Source organism: Nitrobacter sp. NHB1 (genome assembly GCF_036964665.1).
Classification (GTDB): Bacteria; Pseudomonadota; Alphaproteobacteria; order Rhizobiales; family Xanthobacteraceae; genus Nitrobacter.
Map to the genome: position 1 here is coordinate 992,548 of NZ_JBAMDA010000001.1, position 19,267 is coordinate 1,011,814.

Sequence of the window (19,267 nt, forward strand, 5' to 3'; positions counted from 1 at the left end):
TCACGCACGATATGTTGTCGTCGCTCATCCAACCGTTTCATTCGACAAGTTCCGGAGCGGTCGCACGTTCGACACTCCCAGTGTAGGCCGGCGGCTGATGACCGTTGCCATCCCGCAGCCCAATGCCCTTGATCAGGCCGAAGATCGCCGGGATCACGATCAGCGTCAGCAGCGTCGACGAGACCATGCCGCCGATCATCGGCACCGCGATCCTCTGCATGATTTCCGATCCGGTCCCCGTGCTCCACATGATCGGAAGCAGCCCCGCCATGATCGCGACGACGGTCATCATCTTGGGGCGGACGCGCCCGACTGCGCCTTCCATAACGGCGTCGTAGAGGTCCTTGCGCGTGACCGACCGCCCCTCCGCCGCGCGCCGGGCCTCGATCGCGGCATAGGCCTGGTTGAGATAGATCAGCATGACCACACCGGTCTCGGCGGCGACGCCCGCGAGTGCGATGAACCCGACGGCGACGGCGACGGACAGGTTGAACCCGAGCCACCACATCAGCCAAAGGCCACCTACCAAAGCAAACGGCAGCGATAGCATGACGATCATGGTTTCAGTGATCGAGCGGAAGTTCAGATACAACAGCAGGAAGATGATCAGCAATGTCACCGGTATGACGATCTTGAGACGCGCGGTGGCACGCTCGAGATACTCGTACTGGCCGCTCCAGATCACGTAGTAGCCCGGCGGAAACGCGATGTTGGCCTGCACCGCTTTCTGCGCGTCGGCCACGTACCCGCCGAGATCGCGATCGTGAATGTCGACGTAGACGTAAGCCGCGAGTTGCCCGTTCTCCGTCCGGATCGAAGTCGGCCCGCGATCCAGGGTAATTTTGGCCACCTCGCCCAGCGGCACGGCCCCTCCCTGCGGCATCGGCACGAGCACGTCGGACGCGATCTTCCCGGGACTGTCGCGAAGGTCGCGGGGATATCGCATGTTGACGCTAAAGCGCTGACGGCCCTCGACCGTCGTAGTCACCGTCTGTCCGCCGAGCGCGGTGGCGATAGTGTCCTGCACGTCCTGAATCATGATGCCGTAACGCGCGAGCGCCGCGCGATCGGGCGTGATGTCCAGATAGTACCCACCAATCCCGCGCTCAGCATAGGCCGAGGAGGTGCCTGGCACGGCCTTCAGAACCCGCTCGACCTGTTTCGCCAGCTTGTCGATTCCGGCCAGATCGGGACCGATCACCTTGACGCCGACCGGGGTGCGGATGCCGGTCGACAGCATGTCGATGCGGGCCTTGATCGGCATGGTCCAGGCATTGGAGACACCCGGAAACTGCAACGCCTTGTCCATCTTCGCGATCAGAGTGTCGATCGTCACGCCGGGCGGCCACTGTTCTTTCGGTTTGAGATTGATGATGGTTTCGAACATCTCAGGCGGGGCCGGGTCCGTTGCGGTGGAAGCGCGGCCCGCCTTGCCGAACACCGATGCCACTTCCGGAAACGACCGGATGATCCGGTCCTGGGTCTGCAGCAGTTCGCCCGCCTTGGTGACGGAAATGCCCGGCAACGTCGTCGGCATGTAGAGCAGCGTTCCCTCGTTGAGGTCAGGCATGAACTCGGTCCCGAGCTGTCGGGCGGGCCAGACGGTGACGGCGAGGATTGCGATGGCGAGAACGATGACCAGCGCCCTCGCCCGCATCACGCCCTTAATCACCGGTCGGTAGATCCAGACCAGGAACCGGTTGATCGGATTCTTGTGCTCCGGAACGATCTGGCCGCGGACGAAGATCACCATCAACGCAGGCACCAGCGTAACCGACAGAAGAGCGGCCGCAGCCATGGCAAACGTCTTGGTGAAGGCGAGCGGACTGAACAGACGTCCTTCCTGCGATTCCAGCGTGAAGATCGGCATGAAGGAGACGGTGATGACCAGCAGGCTGAAGAACAGCGCGGGTCCGACTTCGGATGCGGCATCGATCAGGATCTGAAGACGTGATTGGCCCGGCGCGGCGCGTTCCAGGCGTTTGTGCGCGTTCTCGATCATCACGATCGCCGCATCCACCATGGCGCCCATCGCGATCGCGATGCCGCCGAGGCTCATGATATTTGAACCGATCCCGAGCAGCTTCATCGCGCCGAACGCCATCAGCACACCGACCGGCAGCATCAGGATCGCGACCAGCGCGCTCCTGACATGCAGCAGGAAGACGATGCAGACCAGTGCGACGATGATGCTTTCCTCGACCAGCGTATGCTTGAGCGTCGCGATGGCGGCATTGATCAAGGTCGACCGATCGTAGACCGGAACGATCTCGACCGACTTCGGCAGACTGGTGGCAATCTCCTGGAACCGCTTCTTGACGTTATTGATGACATCGAGGGCGTTGGCGCCGAAGCGTTGCAGGACGATGCCGCTCGTGACCTCTCCTTCTCCGTTCAATTCCGTGATTCCGCGCCGTTCGTCCGGCCCGAGTTCGACGCGGGCGACGTCGCGCAGCAACACCGGTGTGCCGTTGTCGGTCTTGAGCACGATGTTGCCGAGATCGTTGATATCCCTGATGTAGCCCCTGCCCCGAATGACGTATTCGAATTCGGATAGTTCGACCGTCCTGCCGCCGACGTCGGCGTTGCTGGCGCGGATCGCGTCGCGCATCTTTTGCATCGTGATCCCGCGGTCGCGCATGCGCTGCGGATCGAGAATGACATTGTATTGGCGCACGAACCCGCCCGCGCTGGCGACCTCGGCGACGCCTCCCGCCTTTGCCAGGGCGAATTTCAGGTTCCAATCTTGTATGGCCCGCGTGTCCGATAGATTGAGTTCCTTGGAGACCACGGCGTACTGGTAGACCCAGCCGACCCCGGTGGCGTCGGGGCCGATTGTCGGCGTTACGCCCGATGGCAATCGCGAGGACGCGCTATTGAGGGATTCGAGTACGCGCGAGCGCGCCCAGTAGATGTCCGTTCCATCCTCGAAGATCACGTAGACAAACGACACGCCGAAAAACGAGAACCCACGCACGACCTTGGATTTCGGCACCGTCAGCATCGCCGTCGCCAGCGGATAGGTCACCTGATCTTCGACGACCTGCGGCGCCTGGCCGGGGTAATCGGTGTAGACGATGACCTGCGTGTCCGACAGGTCAGGAATCGCGTCAAGCGGCAGGTGGACTAGGGCGTAGATGCCCGCGGCGGCCGCGAAACCAGCACCGAACAGGACCAGCAGCAGATTGCGAGCCGACCAGGCGATCAGGCGCGCGATCATGGCTGGCTCCCCGCTTCCGAAAAGCCCTTCAGCGCAGCTTTCAGATTGCTTTCGGCATCGATCAGGAAGTTCGCCGACACCACGACAGCCTCGCCGTCATGCACACCTTCTCGTACCTCGACGTAACCATTGCCACGCCGGCCAAGCTTCACCTCGCGCGGTTCGAAGCGCCCTTCCCCCTTGTCCACCAGCACGGACTGTCGCGCCCCGGTATCGAGCACCGCGCTTTCCGGAATCGCCAAAACCGGAGTCGGATTGTCCGTGTCGATTTCCGCGTCGATATACATGTCGGGAAGCAAGGCGTAATCGGGATTGGCGAGTTCGACCCTGGCCCGCGCCGTGCGCGTTTCGCGGTTTACTTGCGGATAGATCACGCTGATCTTTCCGGCGAACGTGCGTCCCGGAAAACTGCGTGCCCTCACGGTGACCGGTTGCCCTACCCGCACCACACCGAGGTCTCGCTCGGCGACATCGACCACGGCCCACACAACCGAGGTGTCGGCGACGCGGAACAGGACCTCGCCGGGCTGTGCCCGCATGCCCTCGATGGCATTGCGTTCCAGCACGATGCCGTCCCGCGGCGCGGTCCATTCGATCGCAATCGGAACCACCCGGCTCCTTTCCATGGCGACGATCGCGCCATCCGGAACGTCGAGGTTCATCAAGCGTTGCCGCGATCCGCGGCCGTAGCGCTCTGGAGTAGTCGTGTTGGGCGAGTTGATCGTGGAGATGTACTCCGCCGCGGCCGACGAAATCGCCGGACTGTAGATCTCCATCAACGGTTGCCCTTTCTTGACGGCGGACCCGGTGGTGACGTTCGAGACCTTCTGCACCCAGCTTTCCGCGCGCATCGAGATCACCGACACCCGTCGCTCGTCGAGCTGGATCGTGCCGGGTACCCGCACCGACGTCCGGATGATGCGAGGTACGGCTCGCTCGGATTGCACGCCTGTGCGCTGGATTTTGCCCGGCGACAGCTTGACCGAACCGTCGCCAGTATCCTCGCCCTCGTACACGGGGATATAATCCATCCCCATCGAGTCTTTCTTCGGCGTCGGCGACGTATCCGGCAGGCCCATCGGATTGCGGTAGTATTCGATCTTACGGTCGTCGCCCTCGGCATCGGCAGCCTCGGAGCTCGTCGTCTCGTGAGCGGGATTGTCGAAGCTCAGGTCGGCACCCGGCGGGACCGGACGGTACGCGCGTCCATCCTCCGTCTTCTTCGGAGTCAGCGAGTAGAACGGCTTGCCATCGGGATCCCGATAGTAAATCGCTGCGCCGGCGGACTCTGCCGGGGCCGGCGTCACCAAGTGAATCGAGCCAACCCTGCGCACATGGTCGGCAATGAATGCGCCGCCAGCCGCCGCGATAAGCGCGGCGGCGGCAACGCCCGTCAGGACGGCCGGTTTCATTTTTGCGCCGTGATGACGAACTTGTTCTCGACGGTGCCGGTCTCGCCCTGGACCTTGGCACCGAGCGACAACTGCCAACGCCCCGCCATGCCGAACGTCGCCTTGAACCTGTAAACGCCGGGGTCGCTTCCCGGCGTCTGCGTGATCTTCGTCGCCATCTCCTGCATGCCGTCGGGCGCCATATCGAGACGGGTGGCGAAGATCACCGCGTCAGGAACCGGTTTTCCGGTCTTGGTATTCATCAGCCTGACGGTGATGACCTTGTCGGGTCCGGCCTGCACGGTCTGATCGACCAATTCGAACTTGTAGTCGTTGATGTCCGCAAGGGCTGCGGTGCCGGCCATGCCGATTGCGGTCATGGCGATCAACGCACCCCGAAGGGCGCGCGCGTAACGTGACGAATTCATCTGTAAAATCCTCGAACAGTGCTGGTCTGCCGCAAGGCGGCATGCATCAACCGCGCAGGGCTTCGGCCGCGCGGAGTGGAGCGGCGCTGGTGCGCCGATCAGACCAGGGTTCGAGGAGGATGGTCGGGCGGAGGACGATCGAGCCCGTCGCTCATAAGGTCGTCATGAGCCGCAAGCTGGTAATGCTTGGCAAGCCGCATAATGATGGCATCGGCAACAGGTTGAGTTACCGAATTTTTGAGCATGCAAATCGCAAGCAGCGGGCAATCCTTGCAATCGTTCTTCTTTTGCTTTTGCGTGTCCGGGCAGCACGGCATCTCGTCGGCCATCGATACCATGCCGGACATCGCGACGTTGGACGGCCCCATCGCCGCCACCGGCGAAACCAATGGGGCCATGACAAGCCCCGCGATCACGAAGACCGCCAGCAGATGACCGATTAGGCGACGAAAACCCATGAACTACCTTGCCATGGCACGCCGGACCGGGAAAGCAGCAATTTTCACATGTTCGGAACCGAACGGCCACATCAGCGACAACCGTGATCACGGGAGAATCCGCTATATCGGTGCGATTGCAGGCATTTGCCGCCTGAATGCGATCAGGAATCCGATATCATACTCGCCCGGTCCGATAGAACTACCCCGCCGTTCCCGGAGAGGTTTCTGCTGCGGACAGATCGTGCGCCGGCTCGGAGTCTTTCCGGAACAGGATATACAACGCCGGCAGCACCAGCAGCGTCAGGATGGTCGACGAGACGATGCCGCCGATCACGACGGTCGCCAATGGCCGCTGTACCTCCGCGCCGGCGCCGGTCGCGATGGCCATTGGAACGAATCCGAGGGAGGCGACGAGCGCCGTCATCAGGACCGGTCGCAACCGGGTCGATGCGCCCTGATACACGGCGTCGAACACCGGCTTTCCCTCCCGGCGCAGCCGTTCGATGAAGGCGATGATGACGATGCCGTTCAGAACCGCGACACCGGACAGCGCGATGAAACCGACGCCGGCGCTGATGGACAGCGGGATGCCACGCAGCAGCAGCGCCAGAACGCCGCCGGTCAGGGCCAGCGGAACGCCGCTGAACACCAGCAGCGCGTCGGCGACCGATCCGAAGCTCATGAACAACAGCAGCAGCACGAGCGCTAGCGCAACCGGCACCACAATGGTCAAGCGTCTGGTTGCCGAAACGAGTTGCTCGAACTGCCCTCCCCAGCCGATCCAGTAGCCCGGCGGCAGTTTGACTTTCTCCGCGACCGCCCGTTGCGCGTCGGCCACGAACGATCCGAGGTCCCGCTCGCGGACATTGGCGGTGACGACGATGCGACGCTTGCCGTTTTCGCGGCTGATCTGGTTGGGACCCGGCGCGATATCGATTGTTGCCACCGACGACAGCGGCACGTATCGCATCTGCGCCACGGACGATGCTGACCATGCGGCCTTCGTCGTCTCCGCCGCTGCGTTCTCGACGGGAGGCAGCGGAATGGAGATGGCGCGGATCGAATCCAGACGGCCCCGAAGATTTTCGGGGAGGCGGACCACGATATCGAAGCGCCTATCGCCCTCGAACAGCTTGCCGACGCTTTTGCCGCCGATCGCAATCTCCACGACGTTCTGGACGTCCGCAGTGCTCAGGCCGTACCGCGACAACGCCCGGCGGTCGAGCTTGACCGTCAGAATCGGAAGCCCGGACACCTGCTCGGTCTTCACGTCGGTCGCGCCGGGGATACTCGTGATCGCGGCTTGCACTTGCTTCGCGGCGCCCTGGAGAATGTCCAGATCGTCGCCGAAGATCTTGATGCCAAGGTCGCTGCGTACACCCGAAATCAGTTCGTTGACCCGCAACTGGATCGGTTGCGAGATTTCATAGTTGCTGCCCGGAATCTCGTTCGCAGCGTGCTCGATCTCCTCCACCAGTTCGGATTTCGGCTTCGACGGGTCGGGCCACTCCTCGCGCGGCTTGAGCATGACGTAGCCGTCCGAGATCGATGGCGGCATCGCATCGGTGGCGACCTCGGCAGTGCCGGTTCGCGCGAAGAAATCCTTCACCTCCGGAATTTTCCTGATCCGTTTTTCCAGCGCCATCTGGAGATCGAGCGACTGGGTCAGGCTGGTCCCCGGTATCCGGATCGCGGCGATGGCGATGTCCCCCTCGTCGAGAGACGGAATGAATTCGCCGCCCATGCGGGTCGCGGCAATGCCGCTTGCAAACACGATGACGACAGCCCCCGACGCCACCAGATGCCGATACTGGATCGCACCTTTCAGCAGCGGCAGATAGACTCGCTTCGCCCCGCGCATGAAGACGTTCTCCTTCTCGGAGACCTTGCCGGTTACAACGATCGCGACCGCCGCGGGAACGAAAGTCACGGAAAAGATGGCGGCGCCCAGCAACGCCATCAGCACGGTGAGCGCCATCGGCGTGAACATCTTTCCTTCGACGCCGGTGAGCGTCAGCACCGGCAGATACACGACCGCGATGATCATGGTGCCGAACAGGCTGGGTTTGATCACCTCGCGGGATCCGTCGAGAATCGTCCGCAGGCGTTCCTTGAGCGACAGAATCCCGCCTTTCCTGCGCTGCTCCTCCGCAAGAAGCCGCAGGCAATTCTCGACGATGATCACCGCGCCATCGACGATGATGCCGAAATCGATGGCACCGAGGCTCATCAGGTTTGCGCTGACTTTCGCCTCGACCATGCCGGTGATGGTGAAGAGCATGGCCAGGGGGATCACGCACGCCGTCACGATAGCCGCGCGAATGTTGCCGAGAATGAGGAACAGCACCGCAATGACGAGGAGCGCGCCCTCGATCAGATTTTTCTGGACGGTTCTGATGGTCGCATCGACCAGATCCGTTCGGTCGTAGACCGTACGCGCGATCACGCCGTCGGGAAGCGACCGTGCGATCTCGCCGAGCTTGGCGGCCACCCGTTTCGCGACAGCGCGACTGTTCTCGCCGATCAGCAGCATCGCCGTGCCGAGCACGGTCTCCTTGCCGTCCAGCGTCGCGGCCCCCGTCCGGAGATCCTTGCCTTCCTTCACGTCGGCCACATCGCGGATGCGGACGGGAATGCCCCGGCGTGATCCGATGACGATGTCCTGGATCTCCGCTATGTTGGCGACCTGCCCTGGTGTCCGGACCAGATATTGTTCGCCGTTGCGTTCGATATAGCCCGCGCCGACGTTGGCGTTGTTGGCGGCGAGAGCCGTCATCACGTCGCGGAATCCAAGATTGTAAGCCAACAGACGCCCCGGATCCGGCAAGACATGAAATTGGCGTTCGTATCCGCCGATGGTGTTGACCTCGATCACGCCGGGAACGGTGCGCAGTTGCGGCTTGATGATCCAGTCCTGGATCGTGCGCAGGTCGCTCGGCGTGAATTCGCCGCCGGGTGCCTTGGCTCCTTGCCTGGCCTCCACGGTGTACATGAATATTTCACCGAGCCCGGTCGACACCGGACCCATCGCAACTTCGACGCCGGCCGGCAATTGGTCCTTCACCTGCTGGATGCGCTCGTTGACGAGCTGGCGCGCGAAGTAGATGTCGGTGCCGTCGAGAAAGACGACCGTGACCTGGCTCAAGCCGTAGCGCGAACTCGATCGCGTGTATTCAAGCTTCGGGAGACCGCCCATCGCCGTCTCGACCGGGAACGTAATCCGCTGTTCTGTTTCCAACGGAGAATAACCTGGCGCGCGGGTATTGATCTGCACCTGGACGTTCGTGATGTCAGGCACGGCATCGATCGGCAGCCGGGTGAAGCTCCAGGCTCCGAAGACTCCGACCCCCAGCACGAACAGCATCATCAGCCAGCGCTGGCGGATAGAAAAGGCAAGGACGGTGTCAATCATGTCCTGCCTCGCCCTTGCCCATCTCCGCCTTCACGACGAAGCTGTTCTCGGCGACATAGGGTTCTCCCGCCGACATGCCCGCTCGAATCTCCACGAATTTCGAATCGGATTCTCCGATCTCGACGGGACGGGCCTCGATCTTGTCACCGCCCTCCCGGACGAACACGACCGTCTTGTTTTCCAGCGTTTGAATCGCTCCCGCGCGCACGGCGACGGGCACGTGGCGCTTTGCCAGCACAAGCCGCGCCGTGACGAACAGTCCCGGACGCAGGCGTCCGTTCTTATTTGCCAGAACGATCCGGGCAAGCGCTGTCTGCGTGTCGCTCGATCCGATCGGCGCGACATAGGAGATGTGGCCCTTGATGTCCGCGCCGCCGTCGTCCGGGTCGATCAGCACTTCGTCTCCGGTCCGGACTCGCTTCAGATCCTGACGATAGATCGACAGGTCAACCCAGATCGTCGACAGGTCGGCGACGACGAAGGACGGCTTCTGTTCCGAGGCATACTCGCCGAGCGATATCTGGCGGTCGATCACGGTACCGCTGATCGGCGCCTTCAGATCGTAGACGGTCAGGCTCTGGTTGCTTTCGATCGAGGCGAGCTGGTCGTCTTTGGTGACCGCGTCGCCGATTCGCTTCCTGATCGAGCGGACGATACCCGGAAAACGCGGCGTGACCTGAACCACGGCCTCCTGGTTAGCGCGCAGCACGCCATTGAAGGACAGCGTGTCGCTGAGCGTGGCCGCACCGGCCTCTGCGAGTATCGCACCGGCGGCGGCGAGCTTGACGTCGCTGATCAGAATGCGGTCGGCGCCGTGCTCGTCCTGCTCGATGTGCTCGTTTGCTGTCTTCTCGTTCTTATGGCTCGTCTGCGTCGCCGGCGCTTTGGGTTTCTCCGACTCCATCATGCGGTAGCCGACGCCTGCGAGCGCCAGCACCACTATGGCCGCAACGATGATCGTGAGCGTCCTCATCGCGCCTTCTCCCGCGTCAGTGAGAACGGGTTTCCGACGAGTCCCTCGATGGTGGCGACGGCGACGTGGAAGTTCTGCTGGGCCTCCTGCTCGCGCAGGCGCGCCTGAGCGACGCTTGCTTGCGCATCCAGCACTTCGAGCAACGTGAAGCGCCCCTGCCCGTACCCCTCGAAGATCGCATCGGCGGCCTGGCGCGATTTCGGGATCGCGACATCGCGCAGCACTTTCAGCTCGCGCAACGCCCCCTGAAGCGAATCGTAGGCGCGGCCGGCAAGCACGATCAGCGTGTTGCGATTGGCTTTGCGCTCGGCGCGGGTCTTCGCGAGGCTTTCCTGAGCGGACAGGATGTTGCCCTGGTTCTGGTCGAAAACCGGAATGGGGACGGACAGCGAGAGCCTGACCGCGTCGTCGTTGGTCTCGTTGAAATGACGCCAGCCGGCGCTGACGCGAACGTCCGGATAGGGCTTCAGCCGGGCCAGCAGAAGTTCGGCGTTGCGCTGCGCGTAGACCGCGGTCCAACGCATCAGTTGCGGATTTGAATCGATCGCGGTGACAACGGCCTTAAAAGACGGTGGCCGGCCCCGAACGTCCAGTCGTCCGGAAACAGCCGAGAACTTTGCTGCGGTGTCTCCCATCAGCACCGCTAATTCGCGCCGGGCGCTGGCAAGCGTCGAGCGAACCCGCTCGCGGTCCGCTTTCACCAATGCGGACGCGACTTCCGCCCGGCCGATTTCAGCAGGCGACGAAGCGCCGGCGTCCACCCGCCGCTGCAACAGCGGCGTCAACTTGTCGATTGCGGCGACCTGCTCGTCCAGTATCTGGATTCTGCGCTGCGCACCGAGGACGCCCAGAAAACCGACGGCTGTCTCCGACAGAACTTCGAGGCGAACGGCCTTGCGCTGAATGGCCGCGGTCTCAATGCTGGCGCGGCCGACGGCAATTCGCGCATCGCGCTTGCCGAAAAGCTCAAATAGCTGGCTGATCTGTAGCGTGGTCTCGGCCGACTTCGTTCCGCGATAGCGTCTGGAGCCGAACGAGTTGTCCTGCTCATAGGACACTTCGGGATTGATCAGCGCGCCAGCCTGGATGCGTTGGCCGGTCGCGATGCCGACGTCGCGCTCGGCGGCGGTCAGACGCGGGCTGGCGGCGAGCGCGCGTTGAAGCGCGGTCTTCAACGTAAGCGTTTGCGAATGCGACGGTACCGTCAGCCAGGGGCTGACCAGCAATGCCATCGCCCACGCGAGACGCGCGGCGGATTTTGACAACATGAAATATTCCTGACGAACGACGGATTCAGAGCGTCAATGCGCTCCGCGAACACGTTCATGTCAGGATTTTTGGTGGCGGAGTCTCGGTATCCGGGACAAGATCAGAGGCCCGCGAAAGCACCCGCGGAATCGCGGCGGCCTCTGGAGCAATGATAACAGAGAGCGTCGGCGGATTCGGAAGTGAGACGGGAAAACAACCATGACAGTGGTGGTCTGCGATCATTCCCGGCCCGTTCGTGTCCGTATGGATTGGCGCCATCGAGACGATGATCTCACCCTTGGGAGCGGTCACATCCATGTGGAAGAATTGGTGCAGGGCGCCCGATAACAAGTAAACGACGATCAGAGACACGACCGCGAACCTGCCGCGCGAAGCGCGTAGGCGATGCGTTCCATCATTGGTGGCAGTGAGGGTCAAAGGCTACTCGTTCCAAGCCGGCAGACTTTATTTAACACGACCGCGAACGTCGAGTCGACCGCAACACTATAACACGTCCGCCATGTCATCGAAGGCGAGGGCGCGGACCGTCGTCGCGGGAGTTCCGTCAAGCCGCCCGCGCCGCGTACTCGCGCCAGCCTTTTGCGCGCAACCGGCACGCCGGGCATTTGCCGCAACCATAGCCCCAGTCATGGCGCTCGCCGCGCTCGCCGAGATAACAGGTGTGCGAGTGTTCGCGGATCAGATCGACCAACCCTGCCCTGCCGAGTTCATGCGCGAGCGCCCACGTCGCCGCTTTGTCGAGCCACATCAGCGGCGTATGCAGTTCGAACTGCCTGTCCATTCCCAGGTTGAGCGCGGTCTGCAGCGCCTTGATGGTGTCGTCGCGGCAATCCGGATAGCCGGAATAATCGGTCTCGCACATGCCGCCGACGATATCCGTCATGCCGCGCCGATAGGCCAGCGCCGCCGCGAAGGTCAGGAACACGAGATTACGGCCGGGCACGAAGGTATTGGGCAATCCGCCCTCGCCCATTTCGATCGCGACGTTGCGGGTCAACGCGGTGTCGGAAACCTCCGCCAGCGTCGGAATGGCAAGTGTATGCCCCTCACCGAGTTTCTCCGCCCAGTCCGGGCGTAGCGATGTCATGCCCGCGAGCAATGCGTCGCGGCAGTCGAGTTCGATGGCGTGGCGCTGACCGTAGTCGAATCCCAGCGTTTCGACGTGCGCGAAGCGTTGCAGCGCCCAGGCAAGGCACGTCGCGGAGTCCTGCCCTCCGGAGAACAGCACTAGCGCGGTTCGGGAGGCTGGCTGATCGATCATGACGATGCCAATAGCATCCATCGGCACCCTCGCCAATCGGCTAGAGCCTTTTCGCTTCTGATGGAATCAGAAGCGAGGCTCTATGATTTTGATTTGACGCGTTTTCTTCACGCGAACCGGTATCCACTTCGCTCGAAAACGCTCTAAGATTGCGTTGCTGACCGTCCGCTTTTCTGCTGGGACGGCGGCGCGGCTTGCGGCATAGAGAGCGCTGATTTCCCGATACCGGTGAACCGATGATCCCTTCCCGCGATATTTCACGCCTGATCGAAATCATGGCGCAATTGAGAACGCCCGGCGCCGGCTGCCCGTGGGACCTCGAACAGACGTTTGCGACCATTGCGCCCTACACCATCGAGGAAGCCTACGAGGTTGCGGACGCGATCACCCGTCATGATCTGATCGATCTCTGCGATGAACTCGGAGATTTGCTATTGCAGGTCGTGTTTCACGCCCGCATGGCCGAAGAGCAGAACGCCTTTTCGTTCGGCGATGTGGTCGAGGCCATCACGCGCAAGATGATCCGCAGGCATCCGCATGTGTTCGCCGACAGTTCGGGCACTATCGCGCCATCTGACGTGAAAGGAACATGGGAGCGCATCAAGGCGGAAGAAAAGGCCGAGCGTGCGGCGCGCAAACCGATGCAGGAAGCGCCCGTCTCAGGCCTGCTCGCGGGCATCAAGGCCGGACAGCCTGCGTTGGCGCGCGCAATAGCCTTGCAGCAAAAGGCCTCGACCGTCGGGTTCGACTGGAACGATCCCCGCGCGGTGCTCGATAAAATCCGCGAGGAGGCGGATGAAATCGAAGCGGCGCTGGATTGTGGCGACAAGTCTGACATCGCGTCCGAGACCGGCGATCTCATGTTCGCACTGGTTAACCTCGCACGTCATGTCGATGCCGATCCGGAGATGGCGCTGCGCGGGACCAATGCGAAATTCGAGCGGCGGTTCGCTTATATTGAACAGGCGCTTGCTGCAAGGGGCTGCTCGCTGGAGGACGCATCTCTTGCCGAGATGGATGCGTTGTGGAACGAGGCGAAGGCGCAGGAGAGAACCTGACCGGTCGTGGTCCCCGTGAATCCGTGTCGTCCCCGCAAACCGACAGACCGGCTTACACCCCCGTCTGACTGATGAACTTGGTGATGAGGTAGGCCTCCATCGCCTCGATTCCGCCCTCGGAGCCGTAACCTGAATCCTTGACGCCTCCGAACGGATTTTCGGGCAGGGCCAGGCCGACATTGTTGATCGCCACCATGCCGCTCTCGATCGCAGCGCCGATGGCGGTCGCGGTCTTGGTCGAACTGGTGAAGGCGTAGGACGCGAGGCCATACGGCAGGCGGTTCGCCTCCTCCGCGACCTCCTCGAAGGTCGAGAACGGCGAGATCAGCGCCAGCGGGCCGAACGGCTCCTCGTTCATAGCGCGGGCGTTCTTCGGCACATCAGTGACCACGGTTGGCTCGAAAAAATAACCCTTGTTGCCGACCCTATGACCGCCGGCCACGAGCTTGCCGCCTTTACCCACCGCGTCCTGCACGAAGCTCTCGGTGGCGGTCATGCGGCGGGAATTGGCGAGCGCGCCCATCGTTGAATCGGCGTCGAGCCCGTTGCCGACCTTGATCGCCGTGGCGGCTTCCGTGAACTTGCCGACAAAATCCTTATAGACCTTGTCCTGCACGAGAAGGCGTGTCGGTGCGATGCAGACTTGGCCTGCGTTACGGAATTTGGCGCCCGAGATGATCTTCGCGGCGCTTGCAATGTCGGCGTCGTTGAACACGATGGCCGGTGCGTGGCCGCCGAGTTCCATGGTCGCACGCTTCATGTGCAGTCCGGCGAGCGCCGCAAGTTGCTTGCCGACAGCGGTCGAGCCCGTGAACGACATCTTCCGAATGATCGGATGCGGGATCAGGTATTCGGAGATTTCGGCAGGCACGCCGAATACGAGATTGATCACGCCGTCGGGCACGCCCGCATCGACGAACGCGCGGAGCAGTTCGGCCGGAGACGCCGGTGTTTCCTCGGGCGCCTTGACGATGATCGAACAGCCGGCGGCAAGCGCGGCAGACAGCTTGCGGCAGACCTGATTGATCGGGAAATTCCATGGCGTGAAAGCCGCCACCGGGCCGACCGGCTCCTTGATCGCGATCTGGTAGATACCGGGTCCGCGCGCCGGAATCACCCGGCCATAGGCTCGGCGGGATTCTTCTGCGAACCATTCGATGACGTCGACCGCCGCCAGCGTCTCGATCCTGGCCTCGGCGAGAACCTTGCCCTGCTCCATGGTCATCAGCGTTGCGATCTTGTCGACGCGCTCCCGCATCAAGGCCGCCGCCTTTCGCATGATCTTGCCGCGCTCGAAGGGCGCGACGGCGCGCCAGACCTTGAAGCCCTTGTCGGCAGCGGCGAGCGCCTCGTCGAGGTCGACGCGATCCGCATGAGCCACCGTGCCGATCTGCTCTTCGGTAGCGGGGTTGAGCACGGCGATGGTCTTGCCGGACGCACCGGGACGCCACTTGCCGTCGATCAGCAGCGATGTGTTCTGATAATTCACGGGCATCTCCTGCGGCTGTCCTGCGATTGCTCGAGGGGTATGGAATAGAGCGGGATGAGGAAAAGTGTGTAGCGGCTTTCCGCCCGCATCCCGCTCAAAAATATAGGAATCGATCACGTTCATGATCTTGGATCGATTCAATCCAAGACCATTGTGATCTAGTGCCGCCACCTTGCCGGTCAAGTCCGTCCTGCCTGCCTTGCGAAGAGGGACGGGATGGCGCAATCCATCAAAGCGGGTGCGGTATCGCGGCGTATCGGTTGACGAGGATGTCGCGTTTGGTTTCGTCGACGCGGACGGTCATATCGTAACGACCGTCGCGCAGTTCCTTGACAAGCACTTCGGAATTGCGGTGCAGCCAACTGATCGCCGCGCCGTCGGAGGCATCGACCGACAGGTCCAGCGTGGTTCGGGTCGCCGCAAGCCGATCCTCGATCGCCGCCAGCAGCGTATCCAGCCCTTCGCCGGTTTCGGCGGAGACGAGGAAACACGGCACCTCTACCGAGCGGCGCGCAGCGATGTTTTCCAGATTTTCACGTTGATCCGCGTCGAAGCGATCGATCTTGTTCCAGACCTCGAGAATGCGCGCGCCGTGTCCGGGATCGATGCCGAGCTGACGCAGCACAGCCTCGACGTCGTGTTGCTGCGCCTCCGCGTCCTCGTGCGAAATGTCGCGAACATGGAGGATAACGTCCGCCTCCATCACCTCTTCCAGCGTCGCGCGAAACGCAGCGACAAGCTGGGTCGGCAAATTGGATATGAATCCGACGGTGTCGGACAGCATGGCCTTGCCGCCGTGCGGCAGCGCCAGCGCGCGCAGCGTCGGGTCGAGGGTTGCAAACAGCATGTCGGCGGCTTGGACCTCCGCGCGCGTCAGCCGATTGAACAGCGTCGACTTCCCTGCATTGGTGTAGCCGACCAGCGCGACCACGCGATAGGGCACGCGCTGCCGCCCGGCGCGATGCAGCCGTCGCGTCGCCTGCACCTTCTTCAGTTCATTCTCCAGCCGCGCTATGCGGTCGCCGATCAGGCGGCGGTCGGCCTCGATCTGGGTTTCGCCGGGGCCGCCCATGAAGCCAAAGCCGCCGCGCTGCCGTTCGAGGTGGGTCCAGGAGCGCACCAGTCGGCTGCGCTGGTAGTTGAGGTGAGCGAGTTCGACCTGAAGCGCGCCCTCTTTTGTCTTGGCGCGGCGTCCGAAAATTTCGAGGATTAAGCCGGTCCGGTCGAGCACCTTTGTGCTCCAGGCCTTTTCCAGATTGCGCTGCTGAATCGGCGACAGCGCACAATCCATCACCACGAGATCGGCGCCTTCGGCGGCAATCAGGCCGGCAAATTCCTCGACCTTGCCCTTGCCGAGATATGTCGCGGGCCTGATCTGGGTGACTTGCGCGACGATCGCTTTGGCCACGTCGAGGTCAATCGCACGCGCAAGACCGGCGGCTTCATCCAGCCGGGCGTCGGTATCGCGCATGGCGTGTCCCACCTGCGGCGTGTCGGCATTGCCGCGCCGCAGCCGCAGATAAGGGCCGATGACGATTGCCCGCCCGGTCGGTTTGCCCTGCATCGGCCCTGAACGGCCGATGCTCCCCTCGGGATTCCGGGGTTCCAATCAGGAAACTTTCAGATATGTGATCAAAGCGGAGCGTCCTCGCCGCCTTCGAACAACTGGATCGGGGCGCCCGGCATAATGGTCGAAATCGCATGTTTGTAGACAAGCTGCGAATGACCATCGCGCCTGAGCAGCAGGCAGAAATTGTCGAACCAGGTGACAATTCCCTGCAGCTTGACCCCGTTCACCAGAAAGATCGTCAGGGGAGTCTTGGTCTTTCGAACGTGGTTGAGGAAGGTGTCCTGAAGGTTTTGTGCGCGGTCTATCGCCATTTTTTTTATCCCGCAGTTTCGCTTTGCGTTTTTTTTAACCGGACACAGCTCTCCGGGGAGCGTCTCCTGGCCGCCGGCCCCCTCTGAGATCCTCCTCGTGGACCCGGCGCCTTGATTAGAGGGCAGAGCATGGTGTTAGGCAAGCCGGTTCGGGCGACGGGTTCGTCCGGATACGCAAAAACTATCAGGAAAATGCTGAAAAACGGTGGAATTCTTCCCGCAGCCGTCTGGCAATACCCCCCGGCTGACCATTCCCTACCGTCTGTCCGTCGATCGCGACGACGGGCATGACGATCTGGGAGGCCGAGGTCACGAAAGCCTCCGCAGCCGCGCACGCTTCCGCCGGCGTGAATGGGCGTTCCTCCAATCTGATCTGAAGAGCGTCCATGACCTCCATGAGAACGGCCCGCGTGATGCCGGCAAGAATGCCGTGGTCCGCCGAGCGGGTGACGACGCGGCCGTCTTTCGTCACGATCCAGGCGTTGCTCGATGCGCCCTCGGTAACGAATCCGTCGCTACCGACGTACCAGGCCTCATAGGCCCCCTGCTCCCGCGCTTCCTGCTTTGCCAGCACGTTGGGCAACAGCGATACGGACTTGATATCCACCCGCGGCCAGCGATTTTCCGGCACGGTGACGACCTTGATGCCGTTGGCGGCGGTTTGCTGGTTTTTCTCGTAGTTGAGCGCACGGGCCGTGACGACGATGCTCGGCTTCACGGGATGCGGCGGAAATGCATGATCGCGCCGCGCCACGCCGCGGGTCACCTGCAGATAAATCAGACCGTAGGTCACACGGTTGCGCCGCACCACCTCGTGCATGACAATGCCGAGCGCCGGGAGCGGCATCGGTTCGGCGATCCGCAACTCGCGCAGCGACCGCTGCAATCGCGCCATGTGCCGGGGAAAATCCACCAGTCTCTCGCCGCGCACCTCGCAGACCTCATAAACGCCGTCGGCAAACTGATAGCCGCGGTCCTCGACGTTAACGCAAGCGTCGCGCAGATCGCGATATCGGCCGTTGACATAAGCAATTCGTGACATCCGGCGCGTCCGACCACCGAAATGGGTTTTAGTTGACGCCGAGCGCCTTGAGTTTGCGATGCAGCGCCGAGCGCTCCATGCCGACGAATTCCGCCGTTCGCGAGATATTGTTGGAGAAGCGGCTGATCTGGGCAATCAGATAGTCGCGCTCGAACACCTCACGAGCCTCGCGCAGCGGCAGGCCCATGATGTGCTCGCCGTTGACGCCGGTCGGCATCGCCGGGACCATCGAGCCGACATCCTGCGGCAGCATATCCGCGGTGATGATCACCTCCGGACCGCCGCCGGCCAGGATCATCACGCGCTCGACGTTGTTACGGAGCTGCCGGACGTTGCCGGGCCAGACGTGCGATTGCAGCACGGCCATCGCGTCGTCGCCGATATTGCGTCTGGGCAACCCGCTCGCGGTGGAGATATGGTCCATGAAAAACTCGATCAGTTCGGGAATGTCCTCACGGCGTTCGGAGAGCGGCGGAACCCGGATCGGCACGACCGACAACCGATGATAAAGATCCTCGCGGAAACGGCCGGCGGCGATCTCCTCCTCCAGGTTGCGCGCCGTCGACGAAATGATGCGCACATCGACCTTGATCTTGGTCACGCCGCCGGAGCGCTGAAAGGTCTGGTCGACCAGGACGCGCATGATCTTGTTCTGAGTCTCGCGCGGCATGTCGCCGATCTCGTCGATGAACAGCGTCCCGCCGTGCGCCTCTTCCAGCGCCCCGGCCTTGCGGGGTTGCTGACCGTCGGTCTGCTCGACGCCGAACAGTTCGAACTCCATTCGTTCCGGCGTAATCGCCGCGGCGTTGATAACGACAAACGGTCCCTCCGAGCGGCCCGACTGATTGTGAAGCGTTCGCGCGGCCAGCTCCTTACCGGATCCGGAAGGGCCGACGATCATGATGCGGCTGTTGGCCTTCGCCGCGCGCTCGATGGTCTGCCGAAGCTGGTTCATGCATGGCGAACGGCCGACCAGCGAGCCGGCTGCCGGCGCAAGCTGCTTCAATTCCCTAACCTCACGCTTGAGACGCGACGTTTCGAGCGCACGCGTTGCCACCAGAATCAGGCGATCCGCCTTGAACGGTTTTTCAATGAAGTCATAGGCGCCGCGCTTGATCGCCGCGACAGCCGTTTCAATGTTGCCGTGGCCGGAGATCATGACGACCGGCATGTCGGGGCTGTCCTGCTTGATCATCTCCAGCAGTTGCAGCCCGTCGAGCTTGCTGCCTTGCAGCCAGATATCGAGGAACACCATGTGCGGACGGCGGCTTGAAACCTCCGCAAGCGCCTCATCGCTGTTGCGCGCGGTTCGGGTCGTGAAACCCTCGTCTTCCAGGATGCCCGCAACGAGGTCGCGGATATCCGCCTCGTCGTCAACTATCAGAATATCGTGTGCCATAGAT

At 62.4% G+C, this 19,267-nt stretch carries 15 protein-coding genes; 1 reads left to right on the forward strand and 14 read right to left on the reverse strand.

Translation table 11 applies throughout. The features are described from left to right. Window positions 1–37: 37 nt before the first annotated feature. The 9 genes from V4R08_RS04690 to queC form a co-directional block, all read right to left on the reverse strand. Window positions 38–3,220, reverse strand: coding sequence for an efflux RND transporter permease subunit (locus tag V4R08_RS04690; protein ID WP_335578274.1), 3,183 nt, complete (start codon window positions 3,218–3,220; stop codon window positions 38–40). Beyond that, entirely contained in the window at window positions 3,217–4,632 is a 1,416-nt protein-coding gene (locus V4R08_RS04695; RefSeq protein WP_335578275.1) for an efflux RND transporter periplasmic adaptor subunit, read from the reverse strand. Before V4R08_RS04695 ends, V4R08_RS04690 begins: the two co-directional genes overlap by 4 nt. Then, on the reverse strand, window positions 4,629–5,039 hold the full coding sequence (locus tag V4R08_RS04700) for a FixH family protein (RefSeq protein ID WP_335578276.1): 411 nt from the start codon (window positions 5,037–5,039) through the stop codon (window positions 4,629–4,631). The genes V4R08_RS04695 and V4R08_RS04700 overlap by 4 nt, the downstream gene beginning before the upstream one ends. A 98-nt stretch (window positions 5,040–5,137) precedes the next feature. After that, window positions 5,138–5,455, reverse strand: coding sequence for a hypothetical protein (locus V4R08_RS04705; protein WP_442935629.1), 318 nt, complete (start codon window positions 5,453–5,455; stop codon window positions 5,138–5,140). A gap of 223 nt (window positions 5,456–5,678) precedes the next feature. Further along, window positions 5,679–8,891, reverse strand: coding sequence for an efflux RND transporter permease subunit (locus V4R08_RS04710; RefSeq protein ID WP_335578278.1), 3,213 nt, complete (start codon window positions 8,889–8,891; stop codon window positions 5,679–5,681). Continuing rightward, on the reverse strand, window positions 8,884–9,864 hold the full coding sequence (ihpB, locus tag V4R08_RS04715; protein ID WP_335578279.1) for a divalent metal ion exporter adaptor subunit IhpB: 981 nt from the start codon (window positions 9,862–9,864) through the stop codon (window positions 8,884–8,886). The genes V4R08_RS04710 and ihpB overlap by 8 nt, the downstream gene beginning before the upstream one ends. Continuing rightward, window positions 9,861–11,132 (reverse strand): divalent metal ion exporter subunit IhpA, encoded by a 1,272-nt coding sequence (gene ihpA / locus V4R08_RS04720; RefSeq protein WP_335578280.1) that lies wholly within the window; start codon window positions 11,130–11,132, stop codon window positions 9,861–9,863. The genes ihpB and ihpA overlap by 4 nt, the downstream gene beginning before the upstream one ends. A 55-nt stretch (window positions 11,133–11,187) precedes the next feature. Then, complete coding sequence (locus V4R08_RS04725) at window positions 11,188–11,484, reverse strand: hypothetical protein (protein WP_335578281.1); 297 nt, start codon at window positions 11,482–11,484, stop codon at window positions 11,188–11,190. A 193-nt stretch (window positions 11,485–11,677) separates the two neighbouring features. Continuing rightward, complete coding sequence (queC, locus tag V4R08_RS04730) at window positions 11,678–12,394, reverse strand: 7-cyano-7-deazaguanine synthase QueC (RefSeq protein WP_335580181.1); 717 nt, start codon at window positions 12,392–12,394, stop codon at window positions 11,678–11,680. Between the two features lie 236 nt (window positions 12,395–12,630). On the opposite strand from queC, the gene mazG reads away from it, so the two are divergent. After that, entirely contained in the window at window positions 12,631–13,452 is an 822-nt protein-coding gene (gene mazG, locus V4R08_RS04735) for a nucleoside triphosphate pyrophosphohydrolase (protein ID WP_335578282.1), read from the forward strand. A gap of 52 nt (window positions 13,453–13,504) precedes the next feature. On the opposite strand, the gene V4R08_RS04740 is transcribed toward mazG, so the two are convergent. The 5 genes from V4R08_RS04740 to ntrX form a co-directional block, all read right to left on the reverse strand. Further along, window positions 13,505–14,941, reverse strand: a complete 1,437-nt coding sequence (locus V4R08_RS04740; RefSeq protein WP_335578283.1) for an NAD-dependent succinate-semialdehyde dehydrogenase — start codon at window positions 14,939–14,941, stop codon at window positions 13,505–13,507. 229 nt (window positions 14,942–15,170) lie between these two features. Beyond that, window positions 15,171–16,550, reverse strand: a complete 1,380-nt coding sequence (hflX, locus tag V4R08_RS04745; protein ID WP_335578284.1) for a GTPase HflX — start codon at window positions 16,548–16,550, stop codon at window positions 15,171–15,173. Between the two features lie 23 nt (window positions 16,551–16,573). After that, window positions 16,574–16,822: an RNA chaperone Hfq gene (hfq, locus tag V4R08_RS04750; protein ID WP_009797508.1), complete on the reverse strand. Its 249-nt coding sequence runs from the start codon at window positions 16,820–16,822 to the stop codon at window positions 16,574–16,576. 184 nt (window positions 16,823–17,006) lie between these two features. Beyond that, entirely contained in the window at window positions 17,007–17,864 is an 858-nt protein-coding gene (locus V4R08_RS04755; RefSeq protein WP_335578285.1) for a D-amino-acid transaminase, read from the reverse strand. Between the two features lie 28 nt (window positions 17,865–17,892). Further along, window positions 17,893–19,263: a nitrogen assimilation response regulator NtrX gene (ntrX, locus tag V4R08_RS04760; RefSeq protein ID WP_335578286.1), complete on the reverse strand. Its 1,371-nt coding sequence runs from the start codon at window positions 19,261–19,263 to the stop codon at window positions 17,893–17,895. Window positions 19,264–19,267: the final 4 nt, after the last annotated feature.